This window comes from Streptococcus sp. NLN64, assembly GCF_015831295.1.
In the GTDB taxonomy this organism is placed as follows: Bacteria; Bacillota; Bacilli; order Lactobacillales; family Streptococcaceae; genus Streptococcus.
In genome coordinates this window covers 1-21,322 of sequence record NZ_JADXDQ010000034.1, presented here as the reverse complement: position 1 = coordinate 21,322, position 21,322 = coordinate 1, and the positions used below count along the sequence as shown (strand labels likewise).

The window sequence follows — 21,322 nt, the reverse complement described above, 5'->3', positions numbered from 1 at the left end:
TAAAGGGGAAATCCTTTTTTGTCTAGTCGAATGTTTCACCCAATGGGTGAAAAGCAGAACCTTCCAGAAACCCTGTGATCAATACGGTTTCTGGAAGGTTTTTAAGTTAGGTATGAATAATTTGGGAGTAATCGAGACAGCTGACCAGTCCTCGTTTGGCGAGGACTGGTTTTGATATTGCTCTCTTTAATACTGACTTTTGTACTACTAGTTGATAATGGTCACCCCAACCTGACACTTTGTCCGCTATCCATCTAGGAACTCCGAGTTTCAGTAAGCCCCAAAGGCGACATGACTTCTTTTTCCACTGTTTCCAGATGATTACCCGTATTCGCGTTCGAAGTCGCTCATCTACTTTGTCATCACTGTCTTCATGTCCGTGATTGAAAAGTAGTTGACCCAACCTCTGATGACGGAGTTTAGTGATGTAATCCGTTCACTCAAGCTGATGCTCCATTTCCTCGAAGTCAGTTGCTTAAGTTTCCTCATAAACTTCTGCACACTCTCTTGGTGAGGGCGACTGCGCCAGCCCTTTGGAGATTTCCAGAAGCCATACCCTAGGTACTTCAGCTTTGTTGGGCGAACAATTTTTGTCTTTTCCATGTTCACCTTGAGGCCTAGTCGTTTCTCTATAAAGTGACTGACCGAGTGCATAACCCTCTTTGCCGCCGCCTCACTTCCGACTGTGATAACACAATCATCCGCATAGCGTACGAAACGCAGACCCCGTTTTTCCAATTCCTTGTCTAGTTCATGAAGCATGATATTAGACAGGAGCGGAGATAAGTTTCCTCCTTGAGGTGTTCCTACTAGGGTTTTCTGGCGCTGACCATTTATCACAACACCTGAATGAAGGTATTTTCGGATGAGGGACTCAGTATCTCCATCCTCGATGACACGATGGACTAATGACATGAGTCTATCCTGTGGTACTGTATCGAAGAATTTCTCTAAGTCTATATCTACAATCCATTCGTAACCATCATTCAGATATTCCAGTAACTTGACCAAGGCTGTCTCACAAGAGCGATTTGGACGGAAGCCGTAGCTATACTCTGAGAAATGATTTTCAAAAATTGGACTTAGAACCTGTACAATTGCCTGTTGTATGATTCTATCCATCATACTTGGAATACCTAGCTGACGAACACCTCCATTAGGCTTCGGAATCTCAACTCGCAATACTGGCTGAGGTTTATACTTTCTTTCCAATATCTGTTTTTTAGTTTCTTGCCAGTGTTCTCTCAGGTAATCATCAAGCGTATCAACTGTGACACCGTCGATACCTGCAGAGCCCTTATTGGCTTTGACCTGCTTATAGGCTTCGAGAAGATTGTCTCTTGATAATATCTGGTCTAGTAGTTTAGACATGTGCGTATTCCTTTCTTGTTTCGTTATCTGTAGGACATCTTAAATTGGTGAACCTTCCTCTAGTCAATACGTGACTGCCTCCAGTTCTATCAGATCCTCAACGTTACAGATACAATTGAAGTAGGTATACTTCGGTTAACTGTTCACCCCTTCGCTCCACTTCCATTACAGAAGCTTCTTCACTACTATGGGTTCGGCTGACTTCTCATGATTCGTTGTTACTACGCAGGAAGCGCTCATGAGACCTCACGGGATAAGTCGTACATCTTTCCTCGTTTACTCTCGTGATTTACGCATATAGGTTACGACTACCTTCTTGGACTTTAGAGTTCTAGGCCCCCTTATCCCCTATATACGCCTTAATATCACGTTTCTGTTCGTAGAGCCACGATTTCGCTATCCCTTCCTCTCCCCGCTACCTCACGATAGTCAGGCTTGGGAGTCGCTATTGGGTTCACCGGTAGCAGGTGCCCACAGAGGACTTACACCTCAGATGTACGACATGCCCGTCGTACAAAGAAAAAGAGTCAATTCCTGACTCTTTTACCTCCGAAAACAACCTAATCAACATTGACATGAACTTCGTTCATTTCATCTAAAAACTCTAAAGGCATTCAACATGCCTTTAGACCGGAGGTGGGTAGGTTTGGGGAGAAACCGTTTCAGGTTACAACATGAAATAAAGACTTGTAACGAACGTTTTTTACAAATAAAATCGTTCTGTCTCACTCTCTATCTTGCTTAAGTTGTATAGAAGGTTGAGGCGGTCACTAGGGTATGCCACTGATTGGCTGAGGTAGCCTTAAAGCCTTCTTTAATATAGAGGTCGTCAAATGGCAAGATTTTCTCTTCCAGCTCCTCTAGTTTGTCCAGCTTTCCTACCACATAATCTTGGAGTCTGTTCTGTGCCCGTTGAATCCGAGCTGCAAGCCCTCCCAAACGTAAGTCTAGGGTATCCAAACCGAAGATTTTGTTTTCCTGCAGCCACTGCTGGCTAACTACCTGATGGAATTCATCTAAATCTTGTTTCAACTGTTCTAGTTCAGGAATCTGTTTCTCCAGTAGCTGAAGATTCTGGTTTGCATAAGCTTGTCGCAAGACGTGAGTAACCTTCGTTTTTCTAGCCAACAAACGGCAAAGTTTAGCCTGAGTATCAAATAGATAGGCCAAGTCGTGAGCACTATTGGCTAGGTGTTCCAACTTTGGAATCAGAGATTCAAAGTACAGAGAATCTGCTTCTGCATCCGTATGAGCTAGTAGGAGAGGACATAAGACATCCTGATAAAGCAGGTAGCGACTAGGGTTGAAACTATGGTGTTCCTGTCCTGGGTGACTCGGTGTTTGATTAGGGGTATCCAAGAGGAGAAAATCCTCTAAAGTCAGACCAATCAGTTGTTCAAAATGACTGGCGAGCTGCTCCGTGTTCCCTCGGTAATTCCATTCTGCCCAGGCTAAAAGACTGGGGAGGATGGAAAAGCTAGCCGCTTCTCCCCCATTATCTCCCCAAGCAGTAATGGTGACCTCTTGAACTCCAAATTTTTGACAAGCCTCATGGGCCTGTCCAGCGATTAGAAGACTGAAGCGATTATCGGGAGTGAAACCAGTCCACTTCCAAGCTCCACTGGCGAAGGCAAGGTCTGTCCCCAGGGGCAGATGAGCTTGAAGTTTTTCGCTGTAACTGTCAGAGTTGGTTTGATAGTAATCCCAGTAGATGAGTTTCACGCGCTTTTTCAAGCCATCTATCTTCTTCTTGACAGCCTCATCCATTTCTAATTTTCCCGTATAATTCATTTGAGTGGATAGAAGTTGAAAGAACATATCACTCCACATGCTGCATTCGAAACCATAGGCATCCGCAAGATCCAAAACCCGTTCCAGGTGCTGACACATGAGCAGACTGCGATTCTGGAATCCATGCTCAATCAAATACCGTCCCAAGCCAAGCAGATGGGCTTCATCCATACCTATATTGATTTTTCGAGTTTTAAGAGGACTAAGGGCTTGAAACATCTTCTCAATGAGCTTATAGGTCTCCTCTGCTCCTACCAGTAAAATATTGTCAATGTCACGAATGGATTGGATGGAGGAAAGATTCCACTTTAGATAACCATGTAAATGGGCCAGTGTTTGGATACAAGGGATAAATTCCATTCCATAGCGGTGGCATTCGGCTTCGATCTCCCTTAACTCCGCTGGCGTGTAGGCTCCACGGAAATAACCAAAATAAGGTTGATCTGGAAGTTGATAGGTGTCCTCCATATACAGTTGAAACTGATTGTAACCCATCAAAGCCAAGGATTGAATCATCTTTTTACAGGAGGCCACAGTCAGAACCGCATTTCGGGAACAATCAAACATGGCCCCTAAATACTGGTAAACAGGCGTTTCCTCAAGTTCTACCTGGCTAGACCCTTGCTGCAGCTGGCTAGCTAATGACAAGAGGCCACGGTAAAGCATGTGTTCTTTAGGCGCCTCTATCTGATAGCACCCTTGATTTCCAGAAATGCGTAGGGAGTCATTTCCAGACAGCACCAATTCGAGGTCGACATCTAAATGTAGTTGCTGACAAAGTTCAAGGATCTGCTCTGGACTTTGCCCAAGTCTTTCAGGAATGTTTAGGTTCATCTTTTCTCCTTATTGCAGGGTTCGCATATAGGCACCGACCAGATTGGCATTTTCTTTGTAATGACAGGCTCGAATTTCAGGCAAGACTGGAAATTCTTCTGGATACTCTTCTTGAATCAGATGGAGCTGGTGCCTAATCGCTTTTATAAATAGAGGGTTCTGGCTAATCGAACCACCAAAAGCAATCACCTGAGGTTCAAAGAAATAAAAGAGATTCAGGCAGCCAATGGCTATATTTTTAGCCATGGTCTCAATCGCTTTGTTACAAATCTCATCACCCTGACTCGCTTGGTCAAAAATCTTTTTCCCGTTCCAGTTTTCTTCTGCTTCTCCATATTGCTTGGCAACTGACCGAACCAAACTTCCAGTCGACGCTAATTGGGACCAATTTTTCAAGGGTTCTTGACCCGAATCGATTAACATGTAGCCAAATTCCCCACCAAAACCACGAGCCCCTCGAACCAATTGCCCATTCACAAGGAGGGCACCTCCAATTCCAGTCCCTACCACAACACAGGCAAAGGTCGAGAGACCCCCATCTAAGGCTAACTCGCTTAAGCCAACACAGTTTGCATCATTTTCTAAATAAACCGGACAAGCATATTCTGCTAATAGTTCATACCAGGAAACTCCATGGATATAGGGAATGGCACTGAGTCCCTGAATCACACCTGTCTCCAAATCAACTGCACCTGGAATGGAAAGTGAAATTGCTTCTAAGGACTCTGTAGCATGCATAAAATCCTTCATTTGCTCCAGTAAGAGTTGCAAACTCTCAGGAGTAGGCCATTCCTGCCGATTACGCAACTGCTTCTGTCCATCTATGAGAGCTGCCTTAATGCCAGTCCCACCTATATCAAAACATGCAACTACCATATCAATCACCTTTCAATCGTTTTCCAACCACCTGTGTTCGTATTTCTTGAGCCCTCAAAATTCCCATTTCTTCTGAGAGGGGCTGCTCCAGTAAATCTATCCACTCACCATCATCCTGCTCCAAATCAATTGACTCATGGCTTAGATTAAAATAACGAAGCAAAATCTGATCTGAGGCTTCTGCAACTTTTAATGACGTTACAGCTATCCGAGGATTGTCTAAAGCTGGATGTTGCAAACTCTGCCAAACAAGTGGCAGACTACCCGAATGTTTGGTCACCTGTTTTGTGAGGCAGGCTCCTTGAAATGCAAATGCTCTTTGGTAAGAATCATAGCGCTGGTCCAATCTTCCAAGCTCTAAGGCATACTCCACCTGCCAATCTCGCAAACACTGGGCATCCGGGGTTGGAAAATAACCCCAGTCTCCCATTTCTCCAACTGCCCTTAAGAGGGTTAAGGCAATCTTACCCGAATCCAGCACCTCATATTCATGAAGACCCTTACTGGACACGGTATAGAAGAACTGTGAGTCTGCCATACTAATGAAGGTTCGATGGCGTTGGGGATTGGAAGGATTTTCCCACATTTCCAAAGGTTGATTTGGCCGTTTTACCACCTCAAAGATTGAGTCCGCTTCGTGTTCTTCCGCTTGGATTCCTAAATCAAATACCAGTTGCAGCCGATGATCCTTCATTTCATTTTTAAAGTTGGTTTGAAAACGGATTTGCGGATTATCTTGGAATAAAGTCAACCTGGTTTCAAGATACAGCTCCTTAACTTGCTGGTTTCTTTGAGACTTGCGATTTTTAAATTCTACCAGTCTCTGTTGTTCCTCCAAGAGGTCCTCTTCCATACCAAGGGGCAGCCGCAAGCGATGGACCATCCGGGCCTGAGCGTAAGTCTGGTCTTGATGAATCACTTGAAAATCCACCAAGTTTCCCAGCAGAGACTTCTCTCCCTCCGGTGCCTTAAACACATATTCATTTCCGACATCCCCCGAATCCTCAAAACGCATCCAATGTTGGTACCGCTCGCCAGTCCTTTTATCCTCCAAGATCAAGTCCTCATCCGCCAACTCCAATCGATAATAGCGGTTTTCAAGAATTTTTTCATTCTTGTTCTGGGAAGATGTTTCCTTTTTGGGCAAAAGTTGAAAGGTTTGCCAAGAAAAGGGAGCTTGATTGGCTAAAGCAAAACGGACCCGAACCCTGCGAGCAAACTTTGCCGAACGGAAGGCATCTTGGGGTAGGTCATAGGTGAAGGCTACTCCCAAATCCTCAATCTGGGCCTCTAGCTCCTGTCCCTGACTCGTATAAAGTCCCAACGGAGGAAGCTGGATGTCTGCCATGTCTTGGAAATGGGCTTCCAATTGACCATCCCGAAAGTCTGCCGCATCTACGACCAGTTCTACATCCAGAACCTGGGATTGGGTGTAAGCAGTTGGATTTAAAACACTAAAAGCCAACCCTTGCAGGCTCTGACTATCTAGTTTTGACTCCCAACGATCCAAGCTTCGTTGCGCTAAGAATTGGCCAACCTGCTGAACTTTCTGGAGACGAGTCTCCATTTCAGCATGAACGGAGTCAACACTACACCCACAAATACTGTCATGGGGAGCATTTTGTAAGAGCAACTTCCAAGCATAGCGCAATTCGTCCCTTGGAACCTCATCTCCTGTCATCACAACCAAGGGTTCGACCACCTGCTCCAGCAAGTGACTCGCTTGGTCAAAAGCCTGCTTGAGATACATTCGTGAAGAGGCTGTATTGGCTAGAGTGTACCAACCATCTGTTTCCTGACTGGTTAATTCGCCTTTAACCGTCGAAAGATTGGCGGGTAGTTCCGCTCGTACAGCTTCTACGTAGTCTGCTAAAGTCGAATGAACAAAGCGAATCTCAGGATACAATTTCCGAGCCACAGCCAAGGCTTGACTCAGATTTTTCTGGACCGGTTGATGGTCACAACCATTCATCAACAGATACTGTGAGGTTGAAGCGTACTTTCTCACTTCTTCTAATTTTTGCTCCCAAAAAACACGCGCTTCTTCCAAATCTACAGGAATCTCATTGCCATTACTGTACCAATTGGCAAAAAGAATTCCCAAAACAGAGGTGCCATCTGCTCCTTCCCAGATCATCTCTGAATAAGGAGACTGAAAGGCTTCATCGCTAAGAACTTCATTGGCAAAACCTACTGGCTTAACACCACGGCCAAAAAAGGCCACTTCAATACCAGATTGCTGCAAGAGCTGAGGAGCTTGCCCCATGTTCCCAAAGGTGTCAGGAAAATAACCGACTTTAGGAGCCCGCCCCCATTTCTGACTTTCCAAATGTCCGATTAAGCTGTTACGAACATTGGCTTCACTGGAGATTAAAAAATCGTCTTGTAAGATATAGAAAGGACCAACTACCAAACGTCCTTCATCAATGTATCGCTGAAGCCTTTCCCGATTCTGGGGACGAATTTCCAAATAATCATCTAACACAATGGTTTGACCATCTAAATGAAAACTCTTAAATTCTGGGTCACTTTCAAAGAGCTCCAACAAATCATCGAACAATTCCACCAAGCGCATGCGATGCGCTTCCCAAGGAAGATACCATTCCCGATCCCAATGACTATGTGAAACAATATGCACCGTTTCTCTCATCCGAACGAACCTCCTACTCCACCTGATAATAATCTAAAACCAATTCACAAAACATCATATTAGCCCATGAAAACCATTCTCTTGAATAGAGAGTTGGATTGTCAACATGGAAAGATTCATGCATAAATCCGGTACCACCATCACAGGCAACCATCAGATTTAATAACCTCTCCTTCTCATCTCGGTCCACAGTTGTTAACCCTTGTATAGCCAGGGCAATGGGCCAAATGTAAGACTCAAAAGTATGAGTCGACCCCAGTCCTGAAGCCCATTCACCTTCATAAAAGTAGGGATTTTCAGGACTCAAGATGGTTCTCCGCGTCGCGAGATAGATGGGATGATTCTTGTCACAAAAACCAAGATAAGGTGCAGCTAACAGACTGGGAACATTCGGATCATCCATAATGGACTGATTGCCTAGCCCATCGACCTCATAGGCGAAAATAGGCTCCCCAGCCTTATTTTTTGTGATTCCATAAGCATAAATACCACCGATAATATCTCTAGCTAGGTAGGCTACTTTTTCAGCAAGGGAATTCTGATTTTGACTTGGAAAATCCTCCAAAATCTCTCCCAGATAGCCCAGCACAACCGATGCAAACATATTTGATGGAATTAAATAAGGGTAAACACAGGCATCATCACTTGGCCGAAAACCTGACCAAGTCATCCCAGTATAAGAACAAGCAGGCCCCTGACCGGAACGAGACAAGGTATCTTCTACTCGATCCGTATCCCTTTCAAACCGATACGGAGACTGGTCATGCCTCTGCTCTAAAATCCAAAGGTTGACGATGTTTTCAACCGCCTGATAAAAAGTCTGATTCAAATGACTCGTCTCGCCTGTTACCTTCCAGAATAAATAGGCCAACTGTATCGGATAACAAAGCGAATCGACTTCATACTTGCGCTCCCAAATCCAAGGACTCATCTCAGTCTGATCCAATTGATGCCCCTGCCCATTTGCTTCCTGATTAAAAGCATTGGCATAGGGATCTAAAAGAATAAATTCCATCTGCCTTTGAATTAGACCTGCAATCATCTGACGCAACTTCGGATCCCTCTTGGCTAACCCTAAAAAGGGCTTGACCTGAGCTGTCGAATCCCGCAACCACATAGCTGGAATATCCCCTGTCACGATAAACGTTGTGCCATCCTCCAAAATCCGAATGGTTTTCTCAAGCGTATCACTGTAACAAGACTCAAATACCCGCCCCCAACTTGGATGATCCTTGGTTAGTTCACGAATATCCGCTAACCATTCTTCTAAAATTTCTTTTGTGTAGACCATATTCTTATTCCCCTTTTCATGCACGTCTCTTCTTTCGAATACCGACAATTTCCTATTCTCATTCTATTGAAATATCCATCAAAAACCTATACACAAACTTAACCCATTCCTACACAAATATTGGCTATTGGGAGGAAATGGGACTAGATTTCTTCGAAAAGATTGAATACATGTAAACTTCGATTAAACCTAGCTTTTTGCTAATACCGCTTATCATTTTACGCAAAACCCAAGAATTCTCCACTATTACTCATTTAAATCCATAAAGTTGTATGCGAATGAAGCATTTTCATTCCACACTTTATCATCACAAAACGATCCGAAGAAATCCTAGCTCAATCACAAATAAAATCCCTTTTCGAGATTTTATTTGATTTTTTATCTCAATACGTTATACTATATCTAAAGAGAGGTGAACAAATATGAGTATTTTAGGTAATTCCATAAAAATGATTAGGAAATCAAAAAGACTTACCCAAAAAAATTTAGCAAAACTAACAGGGTTTAAGCAAAACACCATTTCTAATCATGAAAATGGAAAAAGAAATTTAAGTGAGAAAGACATTCATATTTATGCTTCTGCTCTCTCTGTATCTCCGCAAGATCTTTTTGATTCATCCAAAACTAAATCTTCTTCACTCGACCACCCAGATTCAATAAAAAAGCTCAACACTAAGCTCAACAAGGAAAATCATACCAAGTGGATAAACTACGGAAATGAATTGCTTGAAGAACAAAATCAGATGATTAAAGAAGATTTATATGAGTATCAAGTTTACGAAAAACTCTCTGCTGGTACCGGCTCATCTTACTTTAATGATGGAAATTTTGATACCGTTTACTTTGATAAAAAGTTAGACCACGACTTTGCTTCATGGATTTACGGAGACTCCATGGAGCCTCGATTCTTGAATGGTGAGGTTGCTCTTATCAAAGATACCGGTTTCGATTATGATGGAGCAATCTATGCCGTAGAATGGGATGGCCAAACCTATATTAAGAAAGTCGAACGCAAGGAGAACGGTCTCCGTCTTATTTCCCTAAACCCAAAATACATAGATAAGTTTGCCCCATATGATGAAAATCCTAGAATCATCGGGAAAATTGTTGGTAGTTTTCAACCTATTTCAATTTAGACAATCAGTGTGCAAAATATTGGAACCAAAGATTTTACTAGATAGGAGGAAGGAACATCTTGAAACCTAAACTGTCTTTTGATGAATTGATCGAAAAATTTACATCTAAGGGTATCGAGTTAGGCACCTTTAATGAAGAACAAATCAAAGATTATTTAATGACTAGAAGTTATTACTACAAAATTTCTAGCTATAGGAAAAATTATCCGAAATTACCTAATGGTAAATATGATACACTTACATTCGACCATCTTGAGGCTACAGCAAGAATGGATGTTAGATTAAGAGAGTATCTTCTTCATCTTTGTCTAGATGTAGAACATTCTGATTAGAACTCGTTTAATGACTGTATTGACTTTAGACAAACAACAAGATGGATATACAATAATTGAGAGTTTTCAAGATAAATATCCTGATAAATTCAATGAAGTTTTAGCACACTTCAGGAACAGCTCTTATAAAAAAGACATGTTTAAGAAAAGAACCCAAATTTCAGCATGGGTCTTCATGGAGATTATAGATTATGGAACACTAGTCTTATTTTTAGAATTCTGTAAAGGAAAAGTACAGAAGAGCGAGCTAAATCTCTATGAATCTCAACATAAATTCATAAAAAACATTCGAAACTCTTGTGCCCATAACGATGTTTATTTGATAAATCTTTTCCCTCAAGAAGAACGAATAGCTAGACCACAAGCTGCATCAAAAACCTTTTGCATTAACATGGGAATTAATCAATCATTCGTACACTTTCCAAAAATTGGCGATTTAATTAATTTGTTTTATTTACACAAGAAAGTCTGCTCTGATAACTTGAATCAACGAAGGTACAGCGAAGGTAGGTGGCTCGTTGATTATTACACCGAAAACTATACACTATTCCAAAAGTCAGTCTATCTTACCAAGTTTTTTAATTCTATTTTTATAAAAAGCGTTGACTTTTTATCCTCTTAGTGCTATTATTTCATTGAGGAAACAAGGTTTCGCCCTTGGCCCAAAATGGGTTTATGAAAAAGAGTCAATTCAACAGAATTGACTCTTTTTTAGTGACTGATAACCGATGTGCAATGCCTGATCCACGTAAAAAGCTGGCTAGAAAGTTTTACTATGAAAAAGATTACTTTATTAGGAGCCACACTACTTGCAAGTTTCGCACTTGTCGCTTGTTCGCAAAGTAACTCAACGTCTTCTACTGGTTCATCAGAAAAGACTGAGCAAGCTTCTTCTGAGCAAAAAACTGCAAAAAAAGATACTTACAAAATCGGCGAAGAAATTCCGTTTGAGAACGGCGTAAAAATTACTATTAAGAGCGCTGAATGGACAGACGAACGCAATGAATTTGATGAGCCGCAACCTGAGCGAGTTTTAAAAGTAACCTACGATTTATACAATGGTACTGACAAAGACTATTCCATTGGATCTGATTTGGAGTTGTATGTTGATGGCAAAAAGGCTGATGATCATTCAATCGGAACAATCCTAGAAACTGTTTCAGCAGGTAGAACCTTCGAAAACTTCGTTGATGCCTTTGGGGTAAACGGTTCTGGAAAAATGGAATTAGAGGTAAAACAAGGTTTTATCTTCGACAACAACGAGAAAAAGATTGTTGAGCTAGATGTCAAGTAATTAAATAACAAAAACTCCACACTTACCTTCGCCAAAAATTGAGTGTGAGTGTAACTATCGTATAGTAAAAGGTCCAGCAGTTACTGTCGGACCTTTTTCAAATGCTTTTTTTACACCAATCTCAAAAACGCAAATTCTAGACTTGATAATTCAATCAATAAAAAAAATATCCAGTCACATCTTCCGTCACACTCTAATTAGTCGACTAGCAGAAAATAATATCCCTCTCCGTGCAATCATGGATAAAGTTGGACATTCTTATCCAAAAACCACAAACGCCATTTACACTCATGCCACAGAAAATATGAATAACAATCTGATGGCAATTTTAGAAAAATACTAATGTTTCTCCTTTCTTACCCCTTATTCACAATCATATATCAAGGGACACAACTCAACCCCTTGATATATAACGACTTTCAGAAAGGAATGTGCTATACTATTTCTATGATTATCTTATGCTTTTTAATCGCCTATCTTTTAGGGTCGATACCGACTGGTCTTTGGATCGGCCAGTACTTTTTCAATGTTGATTTACGAACCGAAGGCTCTGGAAATACGGGTACTACAAACACCTTCCGCGTTCTTGGCAGACAGGCTGGAATCATTACCTTTCTCGTTGATTTCTTTAAAGGTTCTCTGGCTACCTACCTTCCAATCCTACTCGGACTCCCTGTTTCGCCTATCCTATTTGGGCTAGCCGCAGTTTTGGGGCATGTCTTTCCGATTTTTGCCCAATTTAAGGGTGGGAAAGCCGTTGCAACCAGCGCTGGTGCTGTTTTTGCCTATTCCTTCGGCTTTTTTATCTATATGGCCATTATCTTCTTTGGCGTCCTTTACCTCTTTAGTATGATTTCCCTCTCTAGTATGGCCGCGGCTATTGCCGCCATCCTCGGTGTCCTCATTTTCCCAGCCATTCATTTTATGATTCCCGAATACGACACTGCCTTCACCCTAACCATCATCGGAATTGCACTCCTCATCCTGATCCGCCATCGCTCCAATGTCGTTCGTATCCTGGAACGAAAAGAAAATATTGTCCCTTGGGGCATCAATTTAAGCCAACAGAAGCCTGAAAAGGCTCCCTCAGATAGCGAGAAAGAATAATTCCCCTTTTACAAGCCTAGACCAGCTCAAACCAGCTGGTCTTTTTCTATGCAAAAAACTACCCCGTCTTATAGACCAAGGTAGTTTAACAGTTTTTATAGATTTAAAACTAATTTTTACGACGTTTGCTTTGAACAAGGCCAAGTGTAGCGAGAATACCAAGTCCTAGAACAGCTGCTGCCGCATTGCCTTCTGTTCCTGTATTTGGAAGAGATTTAGCTTCAGAAGCTGATGAACTTGTAGCCTGAACTTTAGCTGGTGCTTGGTAACTTGGATTATGTCCCAAGGATACCAGTTTTGTAGCTGGCTTCTGCTTATCTTGTCCAGCTTGACCTTCTTGTTGGCCTGGTTTATTTAGCTGGCTAGGGTTGGCTGGGTTTAGCGGCTTGCTTGGTTGATTTGGATTCGTTGGATTCGTTGGATTTTCAGGTTGTTCTGGTTTGGTAGGTTCAGTTGGATAAGCCAAATCTTGCCAATTAGAATCTTTTGAAACAGATACAATCCGTGAATTTGGATTCACCACTTCATATTTGCTGAGATCAGCCGTTTTCAAGAAGTTGGCAAAGACTTCATCCATGGATGGTCCTTCTTCACGCGCACCACCGAGCATATCATAACCATCTCCACCTGCTGCTACGAAATCATTGGTAGCTAGGTAGTAAGTTTTTTCCAAATCTAAATCTTGATACTTGCCAGATTCTGGATCCAAAATCTGGATCTTCAAAATACGATCCACAGGTTCGAGGGATGGATCAAAGAAAACACGCGCCCCTGAGACATGAAGGAAGTAGCCACTTGGCTCAAGTAGAGGCAAACCATTTTCATCCAAAATAACATTTCCTTCCGCATCTTTCTGATGAATAGCAGAAATAGAGCGTTTAAACATGTCTTGAATTTGTTGACCCTTAACCGTGATTTGAGAAATCAAGTTCCCGAATGGAAGAACCGCGATGACATCTCCTTTGGTAATGTCTTTATCTTTAGCAATGGTTTCACGGAGTCCACCACCGTTGGTAACAGCTAGGTGACTTGGATGTTGGAATCCAGTTTGCCCGTAAGCATATAGGGCATCTGTTACAGCATTACCCAGGTTGGTTTCACGAACACGGACATTTTCACGTTTACCGTTGAGTTCTACTGTGTTGTTCGCGCGAATGACCACTGCATTATCCGCATCGTAGGCTTCTTTAATGCGGCTAACCACTGCAGCAATCTCTGGATCAGGTTGTTGATCCTTCAAGTCAGCCGCAGAAATCAAACTAGCTTGCCCCAAAAGACTATCTGATTTAAGAACGATTTTACCAATGTTATTGAGATAAGAACCTGTTTGATTATAGGTTACATTTTTGCCATAATTTGTAACATCTGCAACTGTATGGGAATGACCGTCAATCAAAATGATTCGTTTATCCTTCAAGCTCTCATCCTCAGAAAGGACTTGAGCAAGTGTGTCGCCACGCCATTCAACTGGGGTTGTAGCATCCACACCAAGGTGAGCTAAAATGACATAGTTCTTATAGACCTTACCTTCAGCTCGAGCTTCAGATTCAATTTGAGCAATCACATTTTGTACTTCAGTGATTGGCTCAGTAAAGGTCACACCGACCACATTATTTGGGTGAGTTTTGGTTGCAGTTTCGGGTGTGGTTACCCCAATAACGACAAATTCATCTCCATCAATGCCTGGAGTTTTATCAATAATTTTAGAAGCCTTGAAAAGACGGGCTCCGTTAACATATGTATTGGCAGAAAGGATTGGGAAGGTAAGCATTTTCTCATACTTACGTAATTGATCCAAACCAAAGTCAAATTCATGGTTCCCCACGGCAATGGCATCATAGCCAACCATGTTAAGGATTTTCAAACGTTCCTCACCCTTGCTGGAGTTGGAAATTGGAAGCCCTTGAAAAGCATCTCCTGCGTCAACCACTAAGGTTGGTTGCTTTTGTTTTTCTTCTTTGATTACAGCTGCAGCCTTGGCATCCCCAATAACATTCCGGTCTTCTACAATCCGGCCGTGAACATCATTGGTATGAAGAATCACTAAATCTTTGGACTCTTGGGCAGCCTCAGGATCAAGACTAGCTGCACGTGGTGCCACTTCCGCATTTGCAGCAGCTGCACCAGAGTCAGCTGGGGTCACTTCTGGTACCTCAACTACTGGTGGCTGACTAGCCAAGGTTTCTGCGGTAACGGCAGGTTGTTCAGCAGCAGGATTTTGAACCTGATTAACGGTTTCGGCGGTAGCAGCAGGTTGTTCTGTGCTTACTTCTTCAGCCGCAACTCCTGTGGAGAGGAAGAATGGAGCCAAGAGGCCGGCAGATACAAGTGGGAGCAATGATTCTTTTTTCATTGGTACAATCCTTTCCTTTTACTGAAAACATTATAGCACAAGAAGGAGAAAAATCCGAACAAAATCAGAAAAATTTTTAGCAAAAAATACAAAGGTTCGGAAATTGCGAACAAATAAGGCGCAGAATGTGTTTTCTGCGCCTTATTTGTAAAATTGAACTGACCAATCCTGAAGATGATCGCCTTTATAGGCCATCTTAGCTGAGAACAGCGGTTTTTCTTCCAGAATCCACTTGAGAAAGAGGTGATCCCCTTCCCAACTTGGTTTCAAAAGTACTTCATCAAAAGGAACCCAAGCCAAACTGCCCTCCGGACTCTCAATTTGCGTCCCCGAAAAATCTTGGATCCGGTAAACATAAGTATACCAATCTGTACCAGGTGTAAAAGCAGGAAAGGTAATCAGACCAACCAGATCCATGTCCCCGACGAGATAGCCCGTCTCTTCAAAGACCTCCCGCTTGGCACAGTCTTCCGGACTCTCACCAGCCTCGACCTTACCACCGACCCCAATCCACTTCCCTTCATGGACATCATTTGGTTTCTTGTTCCGGTGAAGAAGCAAAAACTCCTTCCCATTATCCAAATAACAAATCGTCGCCAGCTGCTGCTTCATGGTTTTCCTCCTAACCAATCAATCGGTTTTTCTAAGAATGCATTTGCTTTGGAAAAAGGCCGACTTCCAAAGAAACCTCGGTAGGCCGACAGAGGACTCGGATGGGCTGATTCCAAAATCATATGTCCCGGCCCAATAAGGGACTTTTTCTTTTGTGCAAACTTGCCCCAGAGAATAAAAACGATGGGTTCTGTTTTCCTACCCAAGAGGGAAATCACAGCATCCGTCAAGACTTCCCAGATACGCCCTTGATGACTGTTGGCCTGACCAGCCTCTACCGTCAGAACAGAATTCAACAAGAGCACCCCTGACTGAGCCCAATCGGACAAATCCGTCTCTGATCTCGAGCCGATGTCCGACTCTAACTCTTTAAAAATATTCCGAAGGGAGGGAGGAGCCGGTACGCCAGTCGGAACAGAAAAACTCAAACCATCCGCCTGTCCCTCCCCATGGTAGGGATCTTGTCCCAAAATCACCACTCGCGTCTGAGCCAAGCTGGAATATTCAAAGGCTCGAAAGACATCTTGCCTTGCTGGAAACACAAGTCCCTTTTCATATACTTCCTCCATAAAAGCCTCTACTTGCTCAAAATAAGCACTTCCTAACTCAGCTTGCAGAGCCGGGTACCAGTCAGTCTCTTTAAATCTTTCCATGCTTGTCATCCCGTATCCAACCTAGACTCGATAAAGCTAAAATTTGTGGTAAAAATTGAATTAAATAACGCGTTTTGCCGCCCTCGAAAACCTGAAGAAACAGGAAACCACCTAAAACTGCTAACATGACAAATTGTAAATCGGTGCGCTCACCCGCATAACGCCTACTAGCTCGGACAATACCCCAAGCTAGAGCAAGCCAAACTACCTGTTTGACCCAAGCATAAACTCCAAACTCGGGGCGGTCAAATGAAATAAAGTGGCGACGAATCCAAGTAAAGAAGGGCTGTGAGCCTACCTCTTCATAAAGTGGAGAGATATAAGGTGTTTTTTCGCGCTCAACATCCTCGTAGTAAATCCAGTTAAGGGTTCCACTTCGGACCGTCTGACTTTGTTTGTAAACAGTATGCTCCGTAAAGGTCCAGAAATTATACTCCCGGATGCGACGTAGAATTTCCTTTTTGACATTCTCTTCCGCAAACATTCCGTTGTTATACTCCCCTCGCACCTCCGGATCTAAATAAGCTAGCAAGCCTTCTTTCATATCTTCTTGGTCTGTCCCCGAGTAAGTCAAGCCCAGATTCACAAAGAGGAGGGGCGTTTTGGCCAAGCCGTCACCTTCCACCAAGATGACCTCAGTTTGCTGGTCCATGGCGCGCTGTAGAGGGACATGGACAACCGCAAAACTCAGACTAAAAAGGCTTAAGCCCAAGAGCAGCTTTCGCCAATCTTTGGTGAAAAAGAGAATTAAAAAGAGGGCTAAAACAGTCACCAACACGGTTGGACGTAATAGATAGGCTAGAGCCGTCACCAAACCCAATTGCAGTGCCATCCGCTTGGTTCGACTGGACTTGAGTAGGCCCATAGCAAAGAAAAATTGCAGGCTAATGAAGGGAAAGGCCAACATATCCGTATACATCGCCATAAAAAATGGTGAAGCCACCAGAAGAGCTGTGTAAAAGAGGAAGACCAAATCTGCCCGCTTACGTCCCCAGAAAGTCTCGGTTCCCTTAAACAAAATCAGAGCTGAGAGATTGGTAGCAAGGATATTGATTCCCTGCATCACCCAAAGGGCCGCTGGACCCAGCAGATTATAGAACCAGCGCTCATAGAGAAAAAGGGGCAGGTTGTTAGGATTTCGAGTCAGGTAACTGGCAATCGACAAGGGCTTAGATAGTTTGAAGGCTCCCAAGAAAACAACTGCTGCATCCCTTCGAATTAAGAGTTGAGCCGATAAAAGCAATAAAATCTGAAATACGGTCAGAACACCAATGACTACTAGTTTGTGGCGACAGAGAAAATCGTAGATTCGTTTCCAGAATGAAGGCTTACGATAAATCCAAAAACCTAACCCCAGTGCCGCTGGAAAAGTCAGCCACCAAGGTTGACCCAGTGCCAAAAATGCGACCAAGACCCAGTGCAAACTCAAAACCAAGAGTACAACCTGTAAAATTTTAGTTAATATTCCATATAGTTTGGTCAAAAAAACATCTCCTTACTATGCACAGATATACTTTAAGGCTGGGCATGGCCCAGCCTCTTCGCATTACTTAGGTCAATTTCGCAGCAATTTCTTCCGCAAAATTCTCAAGATTTTCAATATCTTCATCTTCAGCTGCTAAGTCAACTTTGACATTTTCTGCAATCTTTTCAGCACCAATTTCAGAGAATACTTGGTCAAAGTCATCTACAGCCTTACAGAATTCATCATAGAAGGTATCTCCAGAGCCAATTACACCGTAGTATTTTCCTTCTAAATGAATCTCTTTCAAGTCCTCATAGAAGTCAACGATTTCGTCTGGTAATTCACCGTCACCATAGGTGTAAGATGCCACAATAGCCACATCCGCTTCAAGAAAATCCTCAGCCTCTACAGTGGTACATTCATCTACATCGACTTCCAAACCCAAATCACGTAGTTTATCTGCGACGATATCCGCAATTTCTTCAGTATTTCCTGTCATACTTGCGTAGACAATTTTAGCTAATGTCATTTTAGCCTCCTAAATAATTGTTCGCCTTCAATTATAACACAAACCATACCCGAAAGTTTGCATTGACCTGCCCTTATGATAAAATGGAAAAAAAGCAAAAAGGATACAACATGGAAGAAATTTTTGAACAATTACTAGAAAAGATTCGCCAATACGACAAAATCATCATCCACCGGCATGTACGCCCTGACCTGGATGCGATTGGGAGCCAGGTAGGACTCCAAAATCTTCTCCTCCTCAACTATCCAGAAAAAAAAGTGCTCGTCACAGGCTACGATGAACCAAACCTCCATTGGTTAGCCGGTATGAACTACGTATCCGACCAAGACTACCAAGACGCTCTGGTTATTGTCTGTGATACCGCCAATCGCGAACGAATCGACGACCAGCGCTACCAAAACGGACGCGAATTAATCAAAATTGACCACCACCCAAACGATACCCCTTACGGAGACATCAGCTGGGTTGACCCACAAGCCTCCTCAACCAGTGAAATGATCACTCGGTTTTCTCGTGAAGCCAATCTTCTTATGGATGTTCAAACAGCCCGCCTACTCTATGCAGGCATCGTTGGAGATACAGGTCGTTTCCTTTTCCCATCCACAACCACCATCACCTTCGAGATGGCAGCCTATCTCCGTCAATTCCCTATTGACTTCAGCAGTCTCTCACGCGAAATGGACACTATCAGTCTTGCAGTTGCAAAATTACAAGGATTTGTCTACGACAACCTTGAAATGGATGGGAATGGTGCAGCACGTGTCATCATTACCCAAGAAGACCTCAATCGCTTTGGCCTTAAAGAGTCTGATAGCTCAGCTATTGTCGGTGCACCCGGTCGTATAAAAAATGTCAAAGCCTGGGGAGTCTTCGTCGAACAAGAAGATGGTAGCTACCGAGTCCGTCTCCGTTCCAAAACTATTCCTATCAATGACATTGCCAAAAACCACTCCGGTGGTGGCCACCCCCTTGCAAGCGGTGCAAACTCCGCCTCTTCCACAGAAAACGACCAAATCTACCAAGAAATTCAGGATTTGCTGAAAAAAACAGAGAAATAAGGCAAAAAAACTTGCCAAATACCTGGTCATTTGGTAAACTAGTTCAGTAATAATCTATGGCTCGCAAAGAGACCATGGCAGAAAGGATTTTTAAAAAAATGAAAAAAGATATCCATCCAGAATATCGCCCTGTTGTCTTCATGGACACATCTACTGGTTACAAGTTCCTTAGCGGTTCAACAAAGAACTCTAACGAAACTGTTGAATTTGAAGGTGAAACTTACCCAATGATCCGTGTCGAAATCTCATCAGATTCACACCCATTCTACACTGGACGTCAAAAGTTCACCCAAGCAGATGGACGTGTGGACCGTTTCAACAAAAAGTACGGTCTCAAATAAGAAACCGTATCAATTGCTCAAAACTGTTGATAGTAAACCATTTCCGAAAGATTGGAAATGGTTTTTTTCTTTTGTGATTGCCACATTATTAACTTCTCACAAAATCTTCAAATGTCTGAGCTGTTTTCTCCTTCCTCTGCTTATCTGTTACCTGTTACCTTAAAACTGTACCAATAAATGAGTATGTAAATATATTTGTTCCAAATCATATGTAATAAAGTAATAGCCCTGCTTGGTTAATAAAGCAGGGCTATTTTTAATCTCTAAGCAATTCAATTACTGCATTTATCTTGCGTTGTTGTTCGTCAACAGGTAATTCAGAAATAACTTCCAGTAGTGCCTCTAACTCTGGAGTTTGAGCATGAATATTGAATTCAAAGAACTCACTATACGTCACATTTAAAGCATCTAACAATTGCTCTAAAGTCTCTAATCTTGCTGAATGTCTGTAATTTTCTAATTTATTCACATATTTAACATCTAGCTGTGAGGACTCTGATAGCTTCTCTTGTGTTAACCCTCTCTCTTTACGTAAAACTTTAATTCTATCTGCTACAAATTGAGACAAAGTTTTTTTATTATTCATCTGACTATCCTTTTCTTGTCTTTCAGAATAACACTAAATTCAAGATGCACACACCTAAAAATATAGAACTTTCTTTATAAAAAGTTCTATAAAAAGAACTTTTTGGTATAATAGATACATTACTAAAAAGTAATTATTTCTTATTCCCCTAAAAGCACAAGTTATTCTTAATAGAACATTTGCCATAATTGCCAAACATTAGAATTTCTATGAATCGGGGGAATAAAGTAAATTTAAGATTAAGGAGATTTTATGAAAAAACTAGCCAAAATTACTCTACTTTCAACTGCACTACTTACTATTTTAATTGGATGTAGTAATAAATCTAGCGAGAAAACAACTACAACTTCAGAAACAGTTAAAACAACACAATCTTCAGAAGAAAAACCTGAAACTGTTTCCTTTTTTGCTGATGGAGTATATAAAGTTGGTACTGATATTAAACCTGGTAGATACTATGTTGTACTCACTGAAATACAATCCAATAATTCAGAGGCTTATATCAGTTTTTATTATGGAACGGATGTTAACAACTATAAAGATTATGAGCATGAATCTTTGAAAATTGTTGGGAAACCTTATAAGTTAGATTTACAAGAAGGAATGGAACTAAAATTTGAAAGCGTATATGAAATTTCTAGTTGGAATGTCTCTTTCTTTACCGATGAAGATTATAAGGAGTACCAATCATCTGAAAAAAAGTAGTTGAAGCTAGTACACAAACGTCTACTAGCTCAAACTCATCGACTATCTCAAGTACAGAAACAAGCATACCTAGTGAAATTTCAATTACTCCAGATGAATTACTGACAAAAGCAAATTTTGGAGGACTAAAAGATGGAGAAGTTTATAAATTTACCGCTCAACCAATTTGGCAAGATATTTGGGGAATGAATGCGGATAATACAAAATACTTATACTTGATTAGTTTCAAAATCTGAAATATAATAGTATTATGATTTTTACACCAGAACACATTAACGAATTAGAAACAGCCCTAAAAGATAAATCACTAGCTTCTTTTCATAAACGTATCCAAGCCG

General features: G+C 41.9%; 18 protein-coding genes and 2 pseudogenes. 9 read left to right on the top strand and 11 right to left on the bottom strand.

Annotated features, from left to right (window positions below):
- Positions 1-106 precede the first annotated feature (106 nt).
- The 5 genes and pseudogenes from ltrA to I2503_RS06170 form a co-directional block, all read right to left on the bottom strand.
- Positions 107-1,371, bottom strand: a pseudogene (gene ltrA, locus I2503_RS06190) (group II intron reverse transcriptase/maturase).
- Between the two features lie 741 nt (positions 1,372-2,112).
- Entirely contained in the window at positions 2,113-3,996 is a 1,884-nt protein-coding gene (locus tag I2503_RS06185) for a family 20 glycosylhydrolase (protein ID WP_196967362.1), read from the bottom strand.
- A 9-nt stretch (positions 3,997-4,005) separates the two neighbouring features.
- Complete coding sequence (locus I2503_RS06180; RefSeq protein WP_196967361.1) at positions 4,006-4,872, bottom strand: ROK family protein; 867 nt, start codon at positions 4,870-4,872, stop codon at positions 4,006-4,008.
- Position 4,873: 1 nt separating this feature from the next.
- Positions 4,874-7,522 (bottom strand): alpha-mannosidase, encoded by a 2,649-nt coding sequence (locus tag I2503_RS06175; RefSeq protein WP_196967360.1) that lies wholly within the window; start codon positions 7,520-7,522, stop codon positions 4,874-4,876.
- A 13-nt stretch (positions 7,523-7,535) separates the two neighbouring features.
- On the bottom strand, positions 7,536-8,813 hold the full coding sequence (locus I2503_RS06170) for a glycoside hydrolase family 125 protein (RefSeq protein WP_196967359.1): 1,278 nt from the start codon (positions 8,811-8,813) through the stop codon (positions 7,536-7,538).
- A 422-nt stretch (positions 8,814-9,235) separates the two neighbouring features.
- Here I2503_RS06170 and I2503_RS06165 point away from each other — a divergent pair, with 422 nt between their 5' ends.
- The 6 genes and pseudogenes from I2503_RS06165 to plsY all read left to right on the top strand — a co-directional run bounded on the left by I2503_RS06165 (position 9,236) and on the right by plsY (position 12,682).
- Positions 9,236-9,949 carry an XRE family transcriptional regulator gene (locus tag I2503_RS06165; RefSeq protein ID WP_196967358.1) on the top strand — a complete coding sequence of 238 codons (714 nt, stop codon included), beginning with the start codon at positions 9,236-9,238 and terminating at the stop codon, positions 9,947-9,949.
- Between the two features lie 59 nt (positions 9,950-10,008).
- The gene (locus I2503_RS09790; protein ID WP_282097729.1) at positions 10,009-10,281 is read left to right on the top strand and encodes an Abi family protein; all 273 of its coding nucleotides are present in this window, start codon (positions 10,009-10,011) and stop codon (positions 10,279-10,281) included.
- A gap of 10 nt (positions 10,282-10,291) precedes the next feature.
- On the top strand, positions 10,292-10,903 hold the full coding sequence (locus I2503_RS06160; protein ID WP_282097728.1) for an Abi family protein: 612 nt from the start codon (positions 10,292-10,294) through the stop codon (positions 10,901-10,903).
- Positions 10,904-11,056: 153 nt separating this feature from the next.
- Complete coding sequence (locus tag I2503_RS06155) at positions 11,057-11,575, top strand: hypothetical protein (protein ID WP_196091998.1); 519 nt, start codon at positions 11,057-11,059, stop codon at positions 11,573-11,575.
- A 120-nt stretch (positions 11,576-11,695) separates the two neighbouring features.
- Positions 11,696-11,918: pseudogene (locus tag I2503_RS06150) on the top strand (tyrosine-type recombinase/integrase); the annotation flags it as partial.
- Positions 11,919-12,022: 104 nt separating this feature from the next.
- Positions 12,023-12,682 (top strand): glycerol-3-phosphate 1-O-acyltransferase PlsY, encoded by a 660-nt coding sequence (gene plsY / locus I2503_RS06145; protein WP_196967363.1) that lies wholly within the window; start codon positions 12,023-12,025, stop codon positions 12,680-12,682.
- Between the two features lie 109 nt (positions 12,683-12,791).
- Here the strand turns inward: plsY and nt5e are convergent, their stop codons facing one another.
- The 5 genes from nt5e to I2503_RS06120 all read right to left on the bottom strand — a co-directional run bounded on the left by nt5e (position 12,792) and on the right by I2503_RS06120 (position 18,294).
- A complete protein-coding gene (gene nt5e / locus I2503_RS06140; RefSeq protein ID WP_196967357.1) occupies positions 12,792-15,035 on the bottom strand; it encodes a cell surface ecto-5'-nucleotidase Nt5e in 2,244 nt (747 codons plus the stop codon).
- A 141-nt stretch (positions 15,036-15,176) separates the two neighbouring features.
- On the bottom strand, positions 15,177-15,647 hold the full coding sequence (locus tag I2503_RS06135; protein WP_196967356.1) for an 8-oxo-dGTP diphosphatase: 471 nt from the start codon (positions 15,645-15,647) through the stop codon (positions 15,177-15,179).
- Positions 15,644-16,300, bottom strand: coding sequence for a uracil-DNA glycosylase (locus I2503_RS06130; protein ID WP_196967355.1), 657 nt, complete (start codon positions 16,298-16,300; stop codon positions 15,644-15,646). The genes I2503_RS06135 and I2503_RS06130 overlap by 4 nt, the downstream gene beginning before the upstream one ends.
- A complete protein-coding gene (locus tag I2503_RS06125; RefSeq protein ID WP_196967354.1) occupies positions 16,287-17,783 on the bottom strand; it encodes a hypothetical protein in 1,497 nt (498 codons plus the stop codon). The genes I2503_RS06130 and I2503_RS06125 overlap by 14 nt, the downstream gene beginning before the upstream one ends.
- Positions 17,784-17,850: 67 nt before the next feature.
- Positions 17,851-18,294 carry a flavodoxin gene (locus I2503_RS06120; RefSeq protein WP_196967353.1) on the bottom strand — a complete coding sequence of 148 codons (444 nt, stop codon included), beginning with the start codon at positions 18,292-18,294 and terminating at the stop codon, positions 17,851-17,853.
- Positions 18,295-18,404: 110 nt separating this feature from the next.
- On the opposite strand from I2503_RS06120, the gene I2503_RS06115 reads away from it, so the two are divergent.
- Both I2503_RS06115 and I2503_RS06110 read left to right on the top strand, forming a co-directional pair.
- On the top strand, positions 18,405-19,352 hold the full coding sequence (locus tag I2503_RS06115) for a bifunctional oligoribonuclease/PAP phosphatase NrnA (protein ID WP_196967352.1): 948 nt from the start codon (positions 18,405-18,407) through the stop codon (positions 19,350-19,352).
- A gap of 98 nt (positions 19,353-19,450) precedes the next feature.
- Complete coding sequence (locus tag I2503_RS06110; RefSeq protein ID WP_135036345.1) at positions 19,451-19,693, top strand: type B 50S ribosomal protein L31; 243 nt, start codon at positions 19,451-19,453, stop codon at positions 19,691-19,693.
- A gap of 256 nt (positions 19,694-19,949) precedes the next feature.
- Here I2503_RS06110 and I2503_RS06105 read toward each other — a convergent pair whose 3' ends face one another.
- A complete protein-coding gene (locus I2503_RS06105; protein WP_196967350.1) occupies positions 19,950-20,279 on the bottom strand; it encodes a helix-turn-helix transcriptional regulator in 330 nt (109 codons plus the stop codon).
- Between the two features lie 252 nt (positions 20,280-20,531).
- Here I2503_RS06105 and I2503_RS06100 point away from each other — a divergent pair, with 252 nt between their 5' ends.
- Positions 20,532-20,984 carry a hypothetical protein gene (locus I2503_RS06100; protein ID WP_196967349.1) on the top strand — a complete coding sequence of 151 codons (453 nt, stop codon included), beginning with the start codon at positions 20,532-20,534 and terminating at the stop codon, positions 20,982-20,984.
- The last annotated feature ends 338 nt before the right edge of the window (positions 20,985-21,322 follow it).